The organism is Kordiimonas sediminis (assembly GCF_014656395.1).
GTDB lineage: Bacteria > Pseudomonadota > Alphaproteobacteria > Sphingomonadales > Kordiimonadaceae > Kordiimonas_A > Kordiimonas_A sediminis.
The window spans coordinates 458528-476749 of the sequence record NZ_BNCI01000001.1; the positions used below are offsets into that span (position 1 = coordinate 458528).

The 18222-nt window shown below is 52.4% G+C and carries 16 protein-coding genes; 9 read left to right on the forward strand and 7 right to left on the reverse strand.

Features of this window, described 5'->3' with window-relative positions; all coding sequences use genetic code 11:
- Positions 1-36: 36 nt before the first annotated feature.
- The gene (gene glk / locus IE181_RS02140; protein WP_191249907.1) at positions 37-990 is read left to right on the forward strand and encodes a glucokinase; all 954 of its coding nucleotides are present in this window, start codon (positions 37-39) and stop codon (positions 988-990) included.
- Between the two features lie 30 nt (positions 991-1020).
- Here the strand turns inward: glk and IE181_RS02145 are convergent, their stop codons facing one another.
- The 4 genes from IE181_RS02145 to zwf are packed head-to-tail and all read right to left on the reverse strand — an operon-like array spanning position 1021 to position 5687.
- A complete protein-coding gene (locus tag IE181_RS02145) occupies positions 1021-1653 on the reverse strand; it encodes a bifunctional 4-hydroxy-2-oxoglutarate aldolase/2-dehydro-3-deoxy-phosphogluconate aldolase (RefSeq protein ID WP_191249908.1) in 633 nt (210 codons plus the stop codon).
- Between the two features lie 2 nt (positions 1654-1655).
- On the reverse strand, positions 1656-3476 hold the full coding sequence (gene edd / locus IE181_RS02150) for a phosphogluconate dehydratase (protein WP_191249909.1): 1821 nt from the start codon (positions 3474-3476) through the stop codon (positions 1656-1658).
- A 24-nt stretch (positions 3477-3500) separates the two neighbouring features.
- Positions 3501-4208 (reverse strand): 6-phosphogluconolactonase, encoded by a 708-nt coding sequence (gene pgl / locus IE181_RS02155; protein WP_191249910.1) that lies wholly within the window; start codon positions 4206-4208, stop codon positions 3501-3503.
- 21 nt (positions 4209-4229) lie between these two features.
- Positions 4230-5687 (reverse strand): glucose-6-phosphate dehydrogenase, encoded by a 1458-nt coding sequence (gene zwf, locus IE181_RS02160; RefSeq protein ID WP_191249911.1) that lies wholly within the window; start codon positions 5685-5687, stop codon positions 4230-4232.
- 176 nt (positions 5688-5863) lie between these two features.
- Here zwf and IE181_RS02165 point away from each other — a divergent pair, with 176 nt between their 5' ends.
- The 4 genes from IE181_RS02165 (at position 5864) to IE181_RS02180 (ending at position 11427) form a co-directional block, all read left to right on the forward strand.
- Positions 5864-8680 carry a phosphoenolpyruvate carboxylase gene (locus IE181_RS02165; RefSeq protein ID WP_191249912.1) on the forward strand — a complete coding sequence of 939 codons (2817 nt, stop codon included), beginning with the start codon at positions 5864-5866 and terminating at the stop codon, positions 8678-8680.
- A 248-nt stretch (positions 8681-8928) separates the two neighbouring features.
- Positions 8929-10365: an amidohydrolase family protein gene (locus IE181_RS02170; RefSeq protein ID WP_191249913.1), complete on the forward strand. Its 1437-nt coding sequence runs from the start codon at positions 8929-8931 to the stop codon at positions 10363-10365.
- An 11-nt stretch (positions 10366-10376) separates the two neighbouring features.
- On the forward strand, positions 10377-10871 hold the full coding sequence (locus tag IE181_RS02175) for an RNA polymerase sigma factor (protein WP_191249914.1): 495 nt from the start codon (positions 10377-10379) through the stop codon (positions 10869-10871).
- Complete coding sequence (locus IE181_RS02180; protein ID WP_191249915.1) at positions 10864-11427, forward strand: hypothetical protein; 564 nt, start codon at positions 10864-10866, stop codon at positions 11425-11427. The genes IE181_RS02175 and IE181_RS02180 overlap by 8 nt, the downstream gene beginning before the upstream one ends.
- Here the strand turns inward: IE181_RS02180 and IE181_RS02185 are convergent.
- Positions 11424-11582 carry a hypothetical protein gene (locus tag IE181_RS02185; RefSeq protein ID WP_191249916.1) on the reverse strand — a complete coding sequence of 53 codons (159 nt, stop codon included), beginning with the start codon at positions 11580-11582 and terminating at the stop codon, positions 11424-11426. The two genes, IE181_RS02180 and IE181_RS02185, sit on opposite strands and share 4 nt — an antisense overlap.
- Before the next feature lie 361 nt (positions 11583-11943).
- On the opposite strand from IE181_RS02185, the gene IE181_RS02190 reads away from it, so the two are divergent.
- Together IE181_RS02190 and IE181_RS02195 are read left to right on the forward strand one after the other, a co-directional pair.
- On the forward strand, positions 11944-12282 hold the full coding sequence (locus tag IE181_RS02190) for a tRNA-binding protein (protein ID WP_191249917.1): 339 nt from the start codon (positions 11944-11946) through the stop codon (positions 12280-12282).
- Positions 12263-12439, forward strand: coding sequence for a hypothetical protein (locus tag IE181_RS02195; RefSeq protein ID WP_191249918.1), 177 nt, complete (start codon positions 12263-12265; stop codon positions 12437-12439). Before IE181_RS02190 ends, IE181_RS02195 begins: the two co-directional genes overlap by 20 nt.
- Here IE181_RS02195 and IE181_RS02200 read toward each other — a convergent pair.
- The gene (locus IE181_RS02200; RefSeq protein ID WP_229819088.1) at positions 12420-14039 is read right to left on the reverse strand and encodes an AMP-binding protein; all 1620 of its coding nucleotides are present in this window, start codon (positions 14037-14039) and stop codon (positions 12420-12422) included. The two genes, IE181_RS02195 and IE181_RS02200, sit on opposite strands and share 20 nt — an antisense overlap.
- Positions 14040-14343: 304 nt before the next feature.
- On the opposite strand from IE181_RS02200, the gene IE181_RS02205 reads away from it, so the two are divergent.
- Together IE181_RS02205 and IE181_RS02210 are read left to right on the forward strand one after the other, a co-directional pair.
- Entirely contained in the window at positions 14344-14820 is a 477-nt protein-coding gene (locus IE181_RS02205) for a MarR family winged helix-turn-helix transcriptional regulator (protein WP_191249919.1), read from the forward strand.
- Positions 14821-14894: 74 nt separating this feature from the next.
- Positions 14895-15686 (forward strand): cyclase family protein, encoded by a 792-nt coding sequence (locus tag IE181_RS02210; RefSeq protein WP_191249920.1) that lies wholly within the window; start codon positions 14895-14897, stop codon positions 15684-15686.
- Positions 15687-15719: 33 nt separating this feature from the next.
- Here the strand turns inward: IE181_RS02210 and IE181_RS02215 are convergent, their stop codons facing one another.
- Positions 15720-18110 (reverse strand): oxidoreductase, encoded by a 2391-nt coding sequence (locus IE181_RS02215; RefSeq protein ID WP_191249921.1) that lies wholly within the window; start codon positions 18108-18110, stop codon positions 15720-15722.
- Between the last annotated feature and the right edge of the window lie 112 nt (positions 18111-18222).

Consider the following 18222-nt stretch of genomic DNA (forward strand, 5'->3'; position numbering starts at 1 on the left):
TACTGCAGAGGCATGAGTAAGGTAGGAAAAGCGTGTATGAGCAGCAGGACAATCATTGTCGGAGACATTGGCGGCACTAATGGACGCCTGGCGTTGGCTGACATTCACGAAGATACCCAGACAATCCAGACAATGTATACCTACCAATGTGCTGACTATGCTGGCCTTACCCCTATGCTGCAGGATTTTATCGCCGATACCGGTGCCAACAATATTACAGGTGCACAGCTCGCGATAGCCGGGCCAACAGGCAGTCGTTCCGGTATGATAACCAATCTGGGCTGGACAGTGGATGCGGCGATGATGGAACAGGAACTCGGCTTTCAAAACATTCTCTTTATGAATGATTTTGCGGCACTCGCCACCGCGGCAAGCAGCCTTACCGACAGTCAAACCCTGACTGTGAAGGAAGGGACAGCTGATCCGCGTGGCCCTATTTCTGTCCTTGGTCCCGGCACTGGGTTTGGTGTTGCGCTCCTTGTCCCAACCGAACAAGCCTGGCACGTCGTACCGACAGAAGGGGGCCATGTAACCTTCTCCCCCGTGACGGAGCTGGAACAAAGCCTGTATAATCACCTGAAACAAACAGTGGGGCATGTGTCTGTCGAACTACTTCTTAGCGGTAGCGGTCTGACACAAATCCATCAATTCCTGCTTTCGCGGAACGGTGAAGTGCCCAGAGATCTATCACCCGCTGACATCACCAGTGCCGCCCTGAACGGCACCGATGCATCCTGTGTGCAGGCGGTTGAGGTATTTTTATCCGCCCTGGGTAGTGTGGCTGGCGATATTGCCCTGACCCACGGTGCAACGGGCGGCGTCTTCCTTGGCGGTGGTATCCTGCCAAAGATCACACCGTTTCTGGAACGAAGTGATTTTGCCGACCGTTTTATGGCAAAGGGACACTTGCATGAGTATCTGCAAACTATCCCCGTCCGGTTGATTACTGCCGGTGATGTTGCCCTCATTGGGGCTGCAATCGCCGCCTAGCTAACTGCGGAATTGGCTTCTACACGTGTCCTACAACAACAATGCTGCCTTGGCCCGTGCAGCCGTTTCCGGATGGTCCGTCCGCCCGACGTCATTGCGGGCAATAATCCATGATCCGCCGACGACAGGTACATTGCCAAGCTCCAAATATCCTGGCGCTTTCTCAGGCGTGATGCCACCTGTCGGGCAAAATCTGACATCAGGCAATACAGCATAGAGTGACTTTAAGAACCCCGCTCCGCCTGCGGTTTCAGCCGGGAAGAATTTCAGAAAATCAAATCCCCAGGCATGGGCCTGCATCGCCTCAGATACCGTGGCAACACCCGGCAGGAACGGCCAGTTAGACGTTTGAGCACTCTCTGCCAGATTAGCCGTCAGCCCCGGGCTAACACCAAACTTTGCGCCTGCGTGTTGCGCGTCTGAAAGAAGCGCCGCATTCATCACTGTTCCCGCACCCACAATCGCATCCCCCGGCAGGGTATCCACAACCGCACGAATTTGTGCAATAGCGGTCGGGTGCCGCAGGGTGATTTCAAATACCCGCATCCCGGCATCATAAAGGGTCTGGCACGTCTCTACCGCCTCCCCAACTGATGAGAAGGACAACACCGGTATGACCGGACCCGCAGCAAAAACAGCTTCTATATCAAAACCTGATGACATACCTATTTCTTTCTTAACTGGCCAAACTGACTAGCGCCCGAATGGGCAAGCCCAACATTATCCCGCATTGCTGCAAACAATCCGCGTCCGAATGTTGTTGCGGACTGGGTGACGGCGGCTACGTCCCTGCTGGCAAGATCAGCAGCAACCTCAAGACTACCACCCACCGCGTCCAGACGGATCATATCCCCCGTTTGAATACGGCCAATCATCCCGCCTTCGCTGGCTTCTGGTGACACATGAATTGCCGCAGGTACCTTTCCGCTGGCGCCTGACATTCTGCCGTCCGTCACCAGGGCGACCTTGAACCCTTTGTCCTGCAACACACCAAGTGACGGTGTTAATTTATGCAACTCCGGCATGCCGTTCGCTTTCGGCCCCTGAAACCTAACAACCGCAATAAAGTCGCGTTCAAGCTCCCCCGCTTTGAAGGCCGTCAAAAGATCATCCTGCGTATCAAAAACAATCGCCGGTGCTTCCACAAATTGATGCTCAGGCTTCACCGCCGACACTTTGATCACGGCTTCACCCAGGTTGCCAGCCAACAATTTCAAGCCACCTGTGTTTTGAAATGCCCTGTCGCAAGGCCGCAAAATAGTATCATCCAGAGGCTCCGCCACCGGAGGGATAAAGGACAAAGTACCCTTTTCAAGGATTGGACCAACAGCGTAACTGGACAGATTTTGGCCAGTAATTGTCTGTGCATCACCGTTCAGATACCCTGCTGTCAGCAGTTCCCGCATGACATAAGGCGTCCCGCCCGCGGCGTGAAACGCATTAATATCCGCCAAGCCGTTCGGATACACCCGCGCAATCAAGGGGACAAGATCAGACAGGTCCGAAAAATCCTGCCATGTTACCTGCCAGCCAGCGGCAGCCGCAATCGCGGGTATATGCAGTGTATGGTTCGTCGAACCGCCTGTCGCCAACAGTCCCACAATACCGTTCACCACAGCTTCTGCCGAAACTATTTCGCCCAGACCAACAACCGCTTCTGCCTTGGCGGCTTCAACTACCACCCGGGCTGCCTCGGCGTTCAACTGGTCACGCAGGCTTGTGCCAGGGGCGACAAAGCTGCTGCCTGGCAACTGCAGTCCCATCATTTCCAGCATCATCTGGTTTGAGTTCGCGGTACCGTAAAATGTACAGGTCCCCGGACTGTGATACGCCTTTGATTCGCTTTCCAGTAATTGATCGCGACCAACCTCGCCTGTGGCATAGGCCTGCCGCACCTTGGCTTTTTCCGTATTAGAAATGCCCGTAGGCATTGGCCCCGCAGGCACAAAAACAAAGGGCAGATGTCCAAACGACAAGGCACCAATCAACAAGCCGGGCACAATTTTATCACAAACACCAAACAGCATGCCGCCATCGAAAACATTGTGCGTCATCGCAAGCGCCGTTGCCATAGCAATCACATCGCGGCTAAACAGCGACAATTCCATGCCCGGCTGACCCTGTGTAACACCGTCACACATGGCAGGGACACCGCCCGCCATCTGCGCCACACCCCCGGCGGCTGCCACTGCTGCCTTTACCTCATCCAAAAAGCGGTGATACGGCTGATGGGCGCTAAGCATATCATTATAGGCACTGACAATGGCGATATCGGCAACGGGACCGCCCGCATCCTGATCCGTAAGTTTTCTTTTATCTGCGCGGTTGCAGGCTGCAAACGCATGAGCAAGATTACCACAGGAAAGTGTATCCCGCGCCCGCCCCTGACCGCGCATCGCATAGACGTCTTCCAGATATCGGTCGCGACTTTCCTGCGACCGGGCGATAATACGCTGCGTTATTGCTTGTATGTCTTTCTGTACCATGGTGTGCCGTCCTGTACCGTCCTTTTACGGTGCCCAATAAACTTTTAAGGGCTTATAAAGGCCCGCAAGTAACCTGCCGATTGGCAAATCCGATCCGGGCTCCAATGCTGCTTCGAGCACAGCACGTTTTTCCTTGCCCGTTATCATCAAATCCAGATGATCCGCCGACGCAATCGCCGGTGCCGTCAGGGTCAGTCTTTCAAGTTCATCCCCTGTTATGTCCGACTGCGGCGCTGTCACCGCAACGATATACCGATCACTGTCCCAGTTAAATGCCTCTTCTTGTCCTTTTGCATTCTGAAACAGGCTCGCCGTGTGTCCGTCACTGCCCATGCCTAGCAAAATACTGTGTATCGGACGAACCTTGTCGAGATAATGGCGGTTGGCCTGATCAGCGGCTACATCAGCTGTATCAGCCCCTTCCTGCCAAAGCCCGACGAACGACGCGGCAGCTGCCTTGTCTTTCAGAAGACAGGTGCGAACAAATTTCTCATTGCTGCGGGGATGACCCGGCGGGACAAATCGTTCGTCCACCAACGACACCACCACGCTTGACCATTTTACATCTGTTTGGGCCATCGCACGGAACAAAGGCTTCGGCGTTGACCCGCCACTTACCGCCCAACTGACTGTACCACCGGCCATCAGATGATTTGAAAAGCGCGCCGTCAGATCATGGACCATCTGCACGACCATATCATCTGGTGAAGCAAACTCACGAAACTCTATCATGCTACATCACTTCCCTACTGATTAACCGCGTTTTTCATGGAACCATGCTCTGCCGTCACTGCGCAGCAAGTCATGGGCTTCATAAGGCCCCCAGGAGCCTGCCGGATATTCAACCGGGGTAATGTTGAAATAGTCCCACTTGCTAATGATGCCGTCAACCCAGCGCCAGGCATACTCAACTTCTTCCCGGTGCACGAACAGGCTTTGGTCCCCTTCCGCCACGGCGAAGATCAACCGCAGATACGGCCCCAACCTGTTCGGATCAGACACATCCAGATTCAGTTCAACCTCTTTCAGATCCGCCTGACCTTCTGCACTGTTTTTAACCATCATGCGCAGCGCCAGATGATCAACCGGTTGCAGGCGAATGATGAAACGGTTTGGCCGGTTGTGATACTGCCAATCCGGGCTACTGCTATGCGGCACATCCTTGAACTGGATCATGATCTCTGCAAAACGGTCCGGCAATCGCTTGCCTGTCCGCAGATAGAACGGAACACCGGCCCAGCGCCAGTTCTCGACAAATGTTTTAATCGCTACGTAGGTTTCTGTATTGCTATTGCCGTCCAGGTTCATGTCTTCGCAGTAACCATCCACCTGCTGTCCGGCCACTGTTCCAGCGCTATACTGACCGCGTACCACATCGGTTTTAATAGTCTCGTTGGTGATATTGCTCAGCGATTTTAGCACCTTCAGTTTTTCTTCCCGAATGGATTCCGCGTCCATCCGAGCCGGTGGCTCCATCGCAACAAGGCAAAGCAATTGCAGCAAATGGTTTTGCACCATATCGCGCAAAGCACCGACACCCTCATAATAGCCCCCACGCCCCGCAAGCCCAAGGTCTTCGGCTATACTGATCTGAACGTGATCAATGGTCTGGTTATTCCACAGCCGCTCAAACAAGATGTTGGAGAATCGTAGTGCCAAAAGATTCTGCACCGCTTCCTTACCGAGATAATGATCAATCCGGAAAGTCTGGCTTTCGTCAAAATGACACGCGACATCCGCATTGATTTCACGCGCACTAGCCAGATCATGACCCAGCGGTTTTTCCAGGACGATCCGGCACCGATCCGTATTTAACTGGTGATGGCTAAGGGCCGCACAGACACTTGTAAAAACACTGGGCGGGATTGCCAGAAAATGAATGATCGGCCTGTCTGCACAGGATTGAAGTGTCTCAACAAGCCACTTCCAGCCGTCGTCTTCTTTATCCGTCAGGGACAGGGGTACAATAGAAACCATCGCCGCAAACTGCTGCAGCTTCTGATCGTCTGCAGACACGTCATCACCGTTTGCAGCCAGCACATCCGCAAGCCACGGCAATACGTCTTCGTCTGGTGCGCTGCGTGTTGTCAGAAAAATACGCGATACGGGGTCTACCCGCCCGGATACAAACCCGGCATACAGCGCAGGCAATAATTTCTTCCGCGACAGATCACCAGTACCGCCATAAATAACCAAATCAAAAAGATGCACGTAACCTTACTCCCCGCCAGAAATTTCCTGACATTGTCCAAATTTGACGTGACACTCCCATAAATTGACAGCGCTGTCAATTCTTGTCATAACACTTTTCATTCGGCTTTCGGGCTAGACACCACAGTGGTCGAAACGTACGCTATGATGCAAGAAATGACGGGATGGGGTATTTTATGTCAACGGACCTAATAAACGAAATTCAGGAATCTATTGCCGCTTACCGGGCAAGCGCGAATGAAGATCCGGTGATTAATCCCTACTCTCCTTTGGCGTTCAAGCTTGCACGGGCCATTGATGAGGGCACCTTTACGCTGGATGCTGTCAAAGCTTCACTGAGCGATCTTAACGAAAAAGCGTTTAAGGCAAGGGTTCGCCGGTTGCGCGCCTATATCGGGCAGACATCACCGGCAGATAACCAGCAACAGCTGACCGCCGCCATTGATAATATTGCCGATAAAGCAGACACATTTGACCAGTTTCAAGACCATATTGAACAAGACCTGATCGGTTTGGTGATAACGGCGCACCCCACTTTTGCATACGACGAAAACACCTATGCCAATCTGGTTGCGGCCACGTTTGACCAACCCCACAAGGCGCATTTATCCCCGCCAGACAGCAGCCTGGATCTGAACAGCGAGTATAAGCAGGCCGCCCATGCGCTGGAGACGTTTCACAAAGCATTTGACAAGCTGGCTGCAACAATCCTTCAGGCGGCACAAAAACATTACCCTGAGGACTGGAAACTATTGACGCCGCGCCTTATTACGATTGCCAGTTGGGTTGGCTTTGATCTTGATGGCCGGTCTGACATTACCTGGCTTACCAGCGTCCGGTTCCGTCTGAAAATGGCAGCAGGCCAGCTCCGCAGCTATGCCGACCGCTGGGCCGAACTTTCCAAGCGTATAGAAGATACTGCGGACAGCAAAACAATCGGCGCATCTTTGCAGGCTTACACCGAGTATTACAGTCGCGCCTATGACCATATCCCGTCTGAGCCGGATGATATCGACGCTGTGCGCACCTTCAGTAAAAACATTGCCACCAAATTGCCGGATACAACTCTGTCGTTCTCCGGCCTGAAATCACGGTTGGGGGCACTGGCTACGCACACAAAAGACTCCGCGCTTGCAACCGACATTCTTGTATTCCGGGCACGGCTGTCTGCGTTTGGCTTTGGTCAGTCCCATATGCACTTCCGTCTGAATGCGTCACAGCTGCACAACGGCATTCGGCCACTGGTTTCCATGGAAAAATCCCCGGATATTGCATCCAGTAAACGGCGGTTCATTACAGCCGTTAGCTCGTTACTGGACACAGTAGAAGCACAAACAGTCAGCTTTGAACATGTTGCAACAGAAAGGGTAACAGCTGCCCGTCTGTTTATGCTGGTTAGTCAGTTCCGGCGCTACTTTAATGACGATACCCCAATCCGTTTCCTGATCGCCGAGGCAGACACCCCCTTCACCGTTCTGGCAGCGCTATATTATGCAAAACTGTTCGGTGTTGATGATATCACCGATATTTCGCCGCTGTTTGAAACAGAAATAGCGCTCGAACGCGGCAGTAAGGTGATCGAAGAGCTGCTGGAGAACCCTCATTATTATGCCTATGTAAAAAAGCGCGGCAGACTGGCCGTACAGGCTGGCTACTCTGACGCTGGCCGATATATGGGACAGGTCGCAGCCGGATTATCCATCGAACGCCTTCGTATGAAATTGATGCGTCTTTGGCAGAAATTTGATCTGGAAGGTGTTGAGCTTCTGATTTTTGACACCGGCGGAGAAAGTGTTGGGCGCGGCGCGCATCCGGAAAGCCTGCAGGCACGGCTGCGGTACTATAATAGTTATGCTGCCCGGGGGCTTTGCCGCGACCTGGGGATCAGCTACAAGCAGGAAATCAGCCTTCAGGGCGGTGACGGTTACATGCTTCTTGGCAACACAGAAGCGGCGCTTGCAACTGTCTCTCAAATCCTGACGAGTGAGCTGACAATACCCCCAAGGGACGCAGCGGATTATCTCTATGAAGATACTGACTGGTCGCTGGATTTTTTCCTGAAGCTAAAAGAATTTCACAGCCGGCTAACGGATGACCCCGATTATCTGACCCTGATTGCATCCATGGGACCGGAAATACTGTATCCCAGCGGGTCCCGCATGACGATCCGTCAGGTAGAAGGCCGTGCGCCAGCTGCTCTGGAAAAACTAAGTCAGATTCGCGCCATCCCGCACAATGCCTTATTACAGCAAATGGGCTTTTTCTCTAACAGTGTCAGCGGTCTTGGCGGGGCAATCAACAGCGACCCGGACAGCTTCGAAGCAGCGATAGAAAAGTCAGAACGACTGCGCCACATCCTGAAATTGGTCAATACGGCGCTGGACCTGACGGACGAGGACCTGCTGCGTGGCTATATCGCCCAGTTTGATCCCCAATACTGGATTGACTGCCTGCGGTTTGAAAAAGAAGAGCACCGTCACCGGCGCATCAAACGTCTGGTCAAACTGCTTGTCAGCCATAATATCCATGAACCGCTGAGACGCATGAACCGAGTTTTTGATGAAGACCTTATAGACCTGAAGGACCAGTTGGAGACCATGTCTCTCGACAAGGGCTTTACCCTGAGCGATGAGGAGAAAAATGAATATATTCTTCTGCATGTCATCAGAATAGCCCTGATCCAGCGCCTGTTTATCCTGACCACACGCATACCACGGTTCGCGAGCCACAAAGGCACAACAACAGAGACGATCAAACTCCAGATCCTGAAATTTCAAATTCCGTCAGCCCTTAGCCAGCTTCGGGAAATTTTCCAGGCCGGACCCGACACACGGGATGCTGGTCCAAACTATGAGGGTGCATCCTATACGCCGCCCAACACCAGCGGATATGCCTGGGAACATGTCGAAGTCTTTGATGCCATCGAGGACCATTTCAACCTGATCCGCGACGTTAGTATGACACTTAGTGGCTATACGGGGGCGATGGGCTGATCCTGTAATCACGCCTGCTCCGCTGCCCTGAACCATTCATAAAGACCGTACAGCTACGCCGTGGGCATACCCGCCGCAGTAGGAAACCGTCCCACATTTTTTAGCGAGAAACCACCCTTTACCTTGCCCCCTGCTGTGCTTTAGCCATTGGCTGGACCACGAAAAGGATCTTTTTTATTGTTTCTTTGAAAGAATTTTATGCCGGCACTGACTATGTCTTCAGGGTCTACTTAAACAAGGACATATTCATGCCTACTAAAGCCATCTTCACGCACCAGATTCCCCTGATAGCAATTGTACATTTTATTCTGCTGTTCTTTATCCCCCTTTCAGACGTTAAGGCACAGGACCAGACAGTGATCAGGAACGTTACTGTCATCAAGGGAGACGGGACACAGCCGCAGCGGAATAAAGATGTGCTTATTAAAGACGGACGCATTGTAAAAATCACTCACGCTGCAACCGATGATACACCGTACCAAGGCATGAAAATACTGAACGCAACTGGTCAGTATCTCTCCCCCGGGTTTATTGATACCCATGCCCATCTTGCCATGGGTCCGGTTTCAGTTTCCGTGATTGACGGGGGCCCCATTCTGGCGATGCAGCCATCGGAAAACCTGCCCCGTGTTACCCTTGAGCGCCTCTTGGCGCACGGTGTCACCACTAGTCGCGATCCCGGCGGGCACACGGAGACAACCATACGGGCCAAAAGCCAACAAGCAACCGGCGCTATTACGGGCGCTTCCCCGCACGTGGCCGGCCTGATTTTTGACATAACCCGCTTTGATAATTTGGTAGAGACTGTCGAAACAGCCGATGACCTAAGGAACAGGATTGACCGTCAAGCTGAGGCCGGAGTTGACTGGATCAAACTCTACACCGGCCTGCCGTCCGATCTGGTTAAAGCCGGCATCAACCATGCCCACAAACGCGGGCTAAAAGTCACCGGCCATCTGGATACAACCACCTGGACAGAAGCCGCCCGCGCAGGCATCGATTCCATCGTACATATTGTACCGGGTTCCGCCGCCTTGCTGCCTGAAAATACGCGTGACAGCTATGCTGCCTCCCGCCTTATAACCCGCGCCTTTTTCAGCTGGTTTGAACATGTGGATTTTCAAAGCCCTGCCTTTCAGGAAATGATCACGGCACTAAGGGAAAATAATGTATCCATCGACCCAACACTCGTACTGTTTCATTCCATTGCCTTTGGTAACACAGATACATACAAGGCACAGCCCGGGCTGGATGATCTGCCCGCAGAGCTGACAGAGAACTGGCGCACCAGTTTCCACATGAACATTGGCTGGACGGACGCTGATTATGTTTATGCGCAGGCACAGTGGGGCCGGGTGCTGGACTTTACAAAGCTGCTCTTTGATGAAGGTATCATGTTAACCACTGGTACAGATGCTAATAACCCCTTTATCCTGCCAGGGGAAAGTTTCCATCAGGAACTGGCGCTTTTGGTATCCGCGGGGATTTCACCGCTGGAGGTGCACCAGATGGCAACCCTGAACGGTGCCAAACTACTTGGACAGGCAGATGACATCGGTACTGTGGAAGAAGGCAAGATTGCGGACCTCGTTCTTCTTGGCAGCAACCCTGTAACCAGCATCAGTGCGACAAAAGAGATTGTTTGGGTTATGCAGCGTGGTACGCTGGTTCATGACACTAGATAAAGTCTGACACTATGGCTGACACGCGCGATACAATAGTAGCCGAATACGCTGGGCTTGTCTGGCGTATTGCAGGCAGCTATGAGGCAAACCCGGACCTTCGACGGGACCTTAATCAGGAAATACTTTTTTCTGTCTGGAAAGCGCTGCCTTCTTTTCGCGGGGATGCCAGCGTCAAAACATTCATCGCCCGAATTGCCCACAATATTTGCGTCAGTCATGTAGCAAAAATCATGCGTAGCCCCCGTGAAATGGAACTGCAGGACCAATTCACCAGCGACGCAGCAACCCCGGAAGAAGCTGCAGACGCAAACCGGCAAAAAGAAATGCTGGCCGCAGCCATCCGCACATTGCCGCTGGAATGGCGTCAACCCCTATCCCTAACGCTTGAAAGTTTTACCCCAAAAGAAATTGCGGATGTTCTCGGAGTATCCCCCAACATTGTGTCCATTCGTCTGACACGCGCCAAAGCCGCACTGAAACAAAAACTGGAACACCATCATGCCTGATACAAACGATCTGGATCTGGAAAAACTGACCGCAGCCTGGGAGCACGACACAGCGCCTGACCTGGACACACTCCACCGGGACATACTGAGGCGACAGCGCGGGTCTTACCGGATTCTGATTGCCGAACTTTTCATTGCTGCTGGCGGCACGCTGACCGGCCTTTATATGGTGTTTTCAGACGTCCCTGCGATTGGTATTGTGGTGATGCTCTTTTCACTTTTCGCTGGCTGGATTTCGCTTCTGGTTAGACGCCGATTTGCCCGCGTCCCCACCGGTACTATTGCCTCAGAAACGGCGGCACTGGTGCAGTCGTACCGGCGGTACATTGATATTCAATTGATGGGCGGTATGGTCATCGCGGGCGCCCTGTTGTTTATAGCCGTACTGCTGTATGTCAGGCCCGCAGAACAGAATGATCCTATGGTCTTCACTGCGTCGATTGGTACCATATCAATCGCGCTGACCCTAACACTTGTGAAAATTCGGCGCGGCGTGAACCGACTGACTGGGCTATTAACCCTTGGCCAGTCGGTGCAAAATCCGGAAGATTCCTAAGCGGAGAAAATGCCTTTCACTTTGCCCATAATGGTTCTTCTGGCTTCATAAACAGCAACCCCCATAATCGCCGCCGTCAGCCAGATTGCCACCTCTGTCAGGACGGCAGTCGCCGTTGCAGAATAGACCAAGGCTGACCGGTCCACATCCATCATTAGCACAATACCAAGCGCAACCTAGGACAGCCCCGCCAGTGCCCAGACACTAATCAGACACGTTTTTTTCCAGTTTTCTTTCAATTTCATTGTTTATCCTTTCTGTCATGACCGGGCCGTCATCAACCCTGCGGCGCCGTCCATACCTATTAGTCGTCCGGCGCCGAAGAATCTTTCAGCATTCCTGCAAAAAAATTAGAAAGGGTACTTGTCAGACCACATTTCCCCGCACGCCCCACCGTTTTCACGCTGCAGTGCAGGTGTTGTTTTTATTCTTATGCTACTGACAAGATTTTCTGGATTGCGGTGCAGGATAGCACTGATACTGTGATCCCAAAATTGCAGAAAGAAGTAGAATTTTATGAGTACCATTGATTGGCATGACTTCACAAAAGTCGAACTACGTGCAGGCACCATCGTGGATGCACAGGTTTTCGAAGAAGCCCGAAACCCGGCCTATATCCTGCACGTAGATTTCGGTCCTGAAATCGGCATTAAAAAATCCAGCGCCCAGATAACCGACTATTATCAGCCGGATGACCTGATCGGTAAACAGGTGCTGGCTGTTACCAACTTCCCGCCCAAACAAATTGGGCCAATCATGTCAGAATGTCTTGTAACCGGCCTGTTCGCCGAGGGTAAAAAAGTCGTGCTGGCTGTGCCAGACAAGCCGGTTCCAAATGGTGTCCGTCTGGCCTGACGCAAAACCAAATACCTATGGCGACCGAGCACTGTCCATTAAAGCCCTGACAGGTAGTATTATGTCCGGTAGTGCTCCGATCGATAGTGTTCTGATCGATAGTGCTCTGGCCGGCACGGCAGACTGCTCGATCGCCTCTAATGCGCCCGAAGTTTAAACCGCTGGATTTTTCCGGTTTGGGTCTTGGGTAATGCGTCGCAAAACACAACAGACCTTGGATATTTATAAGGGGCAATTGACTGCTTCACATGGTTCTGAATATCAAGGATCATGGCATCATCACCACTTTGACCGTCTTTCAATACTACATGCGCTTCCACAAGCTGCCCACGTTCAGGGTCCGGGCACCCAATCACCGCACATTCCAGAACCGCTGGATGGGTCAACACCGCGTCTTCCACCTCTGGCCCCGCGATATTATAGCCGGACGACACAATCATATCATCCATGCGGGCCCGGAAATGAAAATACCCGTCTTCATCCTGTTCAAACGCATCCCCTGTGATATTCCAGCCGTCGCGAACATACTTGCGCTGTCGGTCATCCTGCATATAGCGGCATCCGGTCGGACCACGGACAACCAATCTGCCCGTTGTGCCTCTGGGTACTTCTTCAAAATTGTCATCCACGATCATGGCTTCATATCCGGATACACAGGTACCGGTAGCCCCTGGCCGGGCGTCATCAGACCTGTTTGATATGAAAATATGCAACATTTCAGTGGCACCGATACCGTCCAGTATGGGCGCATCCATCGCAGCATTCCATGCGTCAAACACTGATGGCAGCAACGTTTCGCCTGCGGACACTGCAATCCGAAGCGATGCCATGGACTTGGTGGCATCCGGTTGCTGCAACATAACCTTGTAAGCCGTTGGCGAGGTAAAGCAGATAGACGCATTATAGGCATCAATATACTTCAGCAAATTAAGCGGCGTGGCATCTTCGAGTAGCACCGCAGACGCCCCGAACCGAAGTGGAAAGATAGCCAGCCCACCCAGTCCAAAGGTAAAGGCAAGAGGCGGTGACCCGATAAAAACATCCTCCTCTGTGGTGCCTAAAACCTCCTGTGCATATCCGTCCGCAATAATCAGTAAATCCCGGTGGAAATGCATGGTGGCTTTCGGCTCCCCCGTCGTGCCGGATGTAAACCCAAGAAGCGCAACATCGTCCGCAGCCGTTTCCACCCCCTCAAAGCGCACTGACTTTGTCAGCGCCATCCGGTCCATATCCCCGTCATGGCCCATCTCCCCGTCAAAACAAAGAATATCGGTAAGAAAATCACTTGTTGCTGCACAGGCCTGGAGCTCGTCTGCAAGGCGTTTGTCACACAGCGCAAGACTGATTTCCGCCTTGTTCACAATCTTGGACAGTTCCGCCGCGCGGAGCATCGGCATGGTATTCACCGCAACCGCGCCCACTTTGGTCACAGCCAGCCACACAGCAACCATGGCAGGGGTGTTCGGCGACCGCACCAAAACCCTGTGCCCCGGCACCACACCGTAATCATCAACCAGCACATTGGCTATCCGGTTGGACCAGTCGGTAAGCTCCTTGTAGGTCCGTGTTCGGCCATGCCCAATCAGGGCAACATGATCGCCAAACCCTTTTTCAACCATGCGGTCAGACAGCTCAACACCTGCATTCATCCTTTCCGGATATGTAAATTCCGGACGGTCCAGTATCAGGTCCGGCCATTCTGATTTTGGCGGCAGTCTGTCTTTTGTAAATGTATCTATGTGTCCCGTGTAGCCCACTGAAACTATTCTCCCCTTGTGCCTCCTCTCTTCCCGGAGGAAGGCAATTGTCCCAAAATCAGGCTACCGCTTCCTGGGTAGTTTTGTCATTAGCAAAATCCGATTTTCCACTGGTCCAAAAGTTGCCCAATTTCCGCTGTAGGTGCAGTACGCCCAATCCTGCCATAAAATGCCGTAAACAGCGGGAGGGGGAGAACACTTGCAAGATGATCAGACTTCTGTACAGAATAACTGGTTGTTGCTGAGTCTACTGTCCCTGCCTGCAAGGATTTACCTTGCCGGCATAAAAAGCGAGAGGCCCGACATGGCTGCAAAAATTGGAAAGACATTACCCGATATTGCCGATTTCAAATTGGATGACTATCCGCTCTATCATCTGAATCGCACGGCCGCGACATATACCGCGAAAATGACCGAAATCCTGAAAACAATCGGTGTTGGTCAACCCGAATGGCGGGTTTTGATGATCCTGAATGACAAAAACCCCAGCACCGTCAGCGAACTGTCACGGCGATCTGTCACCAAACTTTCGACCATCACACGGATTGTCATACGGATGGAAGAAGACGGGCTGGTGACACGCTCCCGCTGTAATGATGACAGCAGGGTAACCCAGGTTTCGATCACGGACGATGGCCGCCGGGTGGTGGTTGATCTGCACGAAATCGCCAGCCGCATCTACGAACGGGCGTTCACAGGTATGGATGAAGGAACGATTTCTTCCTTCGTGGATATATTAAAGCATATTCGTGCAAATCTAAACGAAGCACCCGCCGTATGATACTACGGCCCTGCACTATCTCGCACCGTATCAGAGCATCTTAGGTAAGGCATGTTAGAAAATAGGGAAGCACCATGTCACAGGCGAAAACCATATTATCCCTTCTTGCTGAAAGCCTATCCGGCGGTTCCGTTCGTATAGTTGATCTGACGCAGCCGCTTGAACCCAAAACACCCGTCCTGCAGCTTCCGCCTCAATATGCTCAAAATCCGCCATTTGAAAGTGGTATCCTGTCTGAATACGATGATAGGGGCCCTGCCTGGTACTGGAACTGGTTTAAATGCGGGGAACACACCGGGACGCATTTTGATGCACCGGTTCACTGGATAACCGGCAAGGATCACGAAAATAATACGACCGACACTATCCCGGTGGACAGCTTTATCAGCCCTGCCTGCGTGCTTGATGCCGTGCCAGAGGCACTGAAGGATCCTGACTTTCTTGTTTCGCCTGAATTTGTGGCCGCATGGGAAGATAAATACGGCCAAATCCCCGCTGGGTCATGGGTGCTTTTTCGTACCGACTGGTCCAAAAGAACGGATCCTGTTGCTTTTCTGAACGAAGATGCCAGCGGCTTTCACACACCCGGATGGAGCAGCGAAGCAATCACCTTCCTTCTGGAAGAACGGGACATTCGGGGCATCGGCGTGGAAACTGTTGGCACCGATGCAGGACAGGGAGGAAAATTGCAGCCAGCCTTTCCGTGTCACTCCTTGCTGCACGGGGCCAATAAATACGGTCTGGCCAGCCTGACCAATCTGGACCAGCTTCCGCCAACGGGGGCACTTATCATCGCTGCCCCGCTGAAGATTGTTCGCGGGTCCGGTAGCCCCTTACGGGTTCTGGCTCTGATACCAAACAACTAGCAAAGCCCACTGCGGCATCTGCGACAGGTAGTTTTATGTGTCAGTCTGCCGTCGCTTCAATGTTGCAAATGTATGGTGGCGTTTTGGTCTGGCTTTCTGCTGCCAGTCAAGCTGTTGTTCCCGTGACTTCATCAGCGTTGCATATGCTTGCTGCCTGCCGGACAAATACTGTTTTTCCCAGTCTGTATGGTCTGTCATCACCCCATACCAGGCCGCTGCCTGCCGGGTGAAGAAAGGATTCCACAAATGTGTTCTGCCAATGGCTACCAAATCTGCCCGCCGGGTATGCAGAATAGTATTGACCTGTGATGCTTCTGTAATCGCTCCAACTGCCATCGTGGCGATCTTGGGAACATTGCGGATAGCTTCGGCAAAACCGGTTTGGAACATTCTGCCGTAAATCGGTTTCTGGTCCGGTACAGTTTGTCCGGCAGATACGTCAATCAAGTCGCAGCCTGCATCTTTAAATGCCTGAGCGATTACAAAGGTATCTTCCTCTGAAATTCCGCCTTCTTTCCAATCTGATGCAGAAATCCGTACCGACATTGGCTTGTGCTCAGGCCAAACCGCCCGCATGGCGCTAAACACTTCAAGGGGGAAACGGAGCCTGTTTTCAACCGCCCCCCCATAGTCATCAGTCCGTATATTTGTCAGCGGCGACAGGAAACTTGCCAGCAAATACCCGTGGGCGCAGTGCAGTTCGATCATATCAAACCCGGCGCGGTCCGCCCGCTCTGTCGCGCGGACAAAATCACTTTTAATTCGGGCCATACCCTGCTGGTCCAGCGCGGCCGGGGTTTGACTTTCGCCTTCAAAATATGGAATTGGTGACGCAGAATAGAGCGGCCAGTTCTGATCCGCCTCCGGCAGGGGATGATCCATCTTCTCCCACCCTACCTGCGTTGACCCTTTGCGCCCGGCGTGGCCAAGCTGCATACAAAGTTTGGTTTTTGTCGTATCGTGGATAAAGGCCACAAGGCGTTTCCACTGGGCTTCGTGATCATCGTTCCACATGCCGGGGCACCCCGGCGTAATGCGTGCGTCCGCAGACGGGCACGTCATTTCCGTATACATCAAAGCCATACCGCCCCGTGCAGCACCCGCATAATGGGCAAAATGCCAGTCCGTCAGATTACCATCCGCATCAGCGGAATATTGTGCCATCGGGGACATTACCACCCGGTTACGCAGCTCCATCCCGCGCAGTTTATATTTGGTAAACATGGGCGTCGGACGGCTTTGACGGTAATCATACCCAGATTCTCTGAAATAGCGTTCATACCATTCAGTGTCTGCGGCCGCGACAAAGTCAGGATCACGCAAAATCAAGTTATCATAGGTAACCGATTTGGACCGGCACATAACAACCATGGCAAACTGATACGGATCCATATCCCACGACCGGTCCATATGTTCAAACCATGCAAGCGATACATCCGCATTATGCTGGACGATTTGTGCTGGTACCCTGCGTGCCTTGTCGTAGGCGCTGAATGCTGCCTGATGGCCATCCTCTTGCAGATGCTCCAGAACCGCTTCATGCAACCCAATGGCACAGTCCATGGCAAGTTTTGTCCCCGACCCGATCGAGAAATGAGCAGATGCTTTGGCATCACCAAGGATCACCATTTTCCCGACAGACCAATTATTACAGAAAATTCGCGGAAATTGCCGCCAGTGTGATCTGTTCAGAACAAGGGGGTAGCCCTCCAGTTCATCAGCGAAAATCTCTTCCAGAAGGGCCTTGGAGCCTTCTTCATCAAACTCCTCAAAACCATGCCCCTGCCAACAGGCGTCCGACATTTCAAAAATCCACGTCGACATATCTGCGTCATACTGATAGGTGTGCGCACAAATCAGGCCGTGCGGAGTTTCCTTGAAGAAATAAGTAAAATCAGTAAGGGGCCGCGTTGACCCCATCCAGCAAAAACGGTTGGACTTTGTTGTAACACTGACATCAAACCCGTCCGGCCCCTTGTGGGCATCCCGAATGGCAGACCCAATGCCGTCAGCCACCAGTATCATGTCTGAATCAGCAAATCTGTCTTCGACTGTCAGGGGGTCAATGCGTGTTTCAAAGGTCATCTGCACGCCCACTTCCCTGCAGCGATCCTGCAAAACCCGCAACAGATGCACTCTGGACGTTCCGCAAAAACCATTGCCGCGGCATTTAATCAGCGAGCCCTTGTAGGAAATATCAATATCATCCCAATAGGCAAATTCCTCGCGCATGCGTTCATAGGTTTTCTTGTCACGGCTTTCATACTCATCAAGAGAGCTGTCTGAAAACACCACCCCGAAACCGAAGGTGTCGTCAGCCCGGTTTTGTTCGAAAACTTCAATGGTCCAGTCTGGCCGTGCCTTCTTGGTCAACAGTGCGAAATACAGCCCGCCCGGGCCACCACCAATGATACTGATTTTCATCCCTGCTCTCCGCAGTTGCTTCTTTTTTACCGAATTAAGACTGTATCCACATTTACTTTATGTGTAAAGTAAATGGAGGTTCGGCGCCAAAGGTGCAAATACAGAAAGAAGC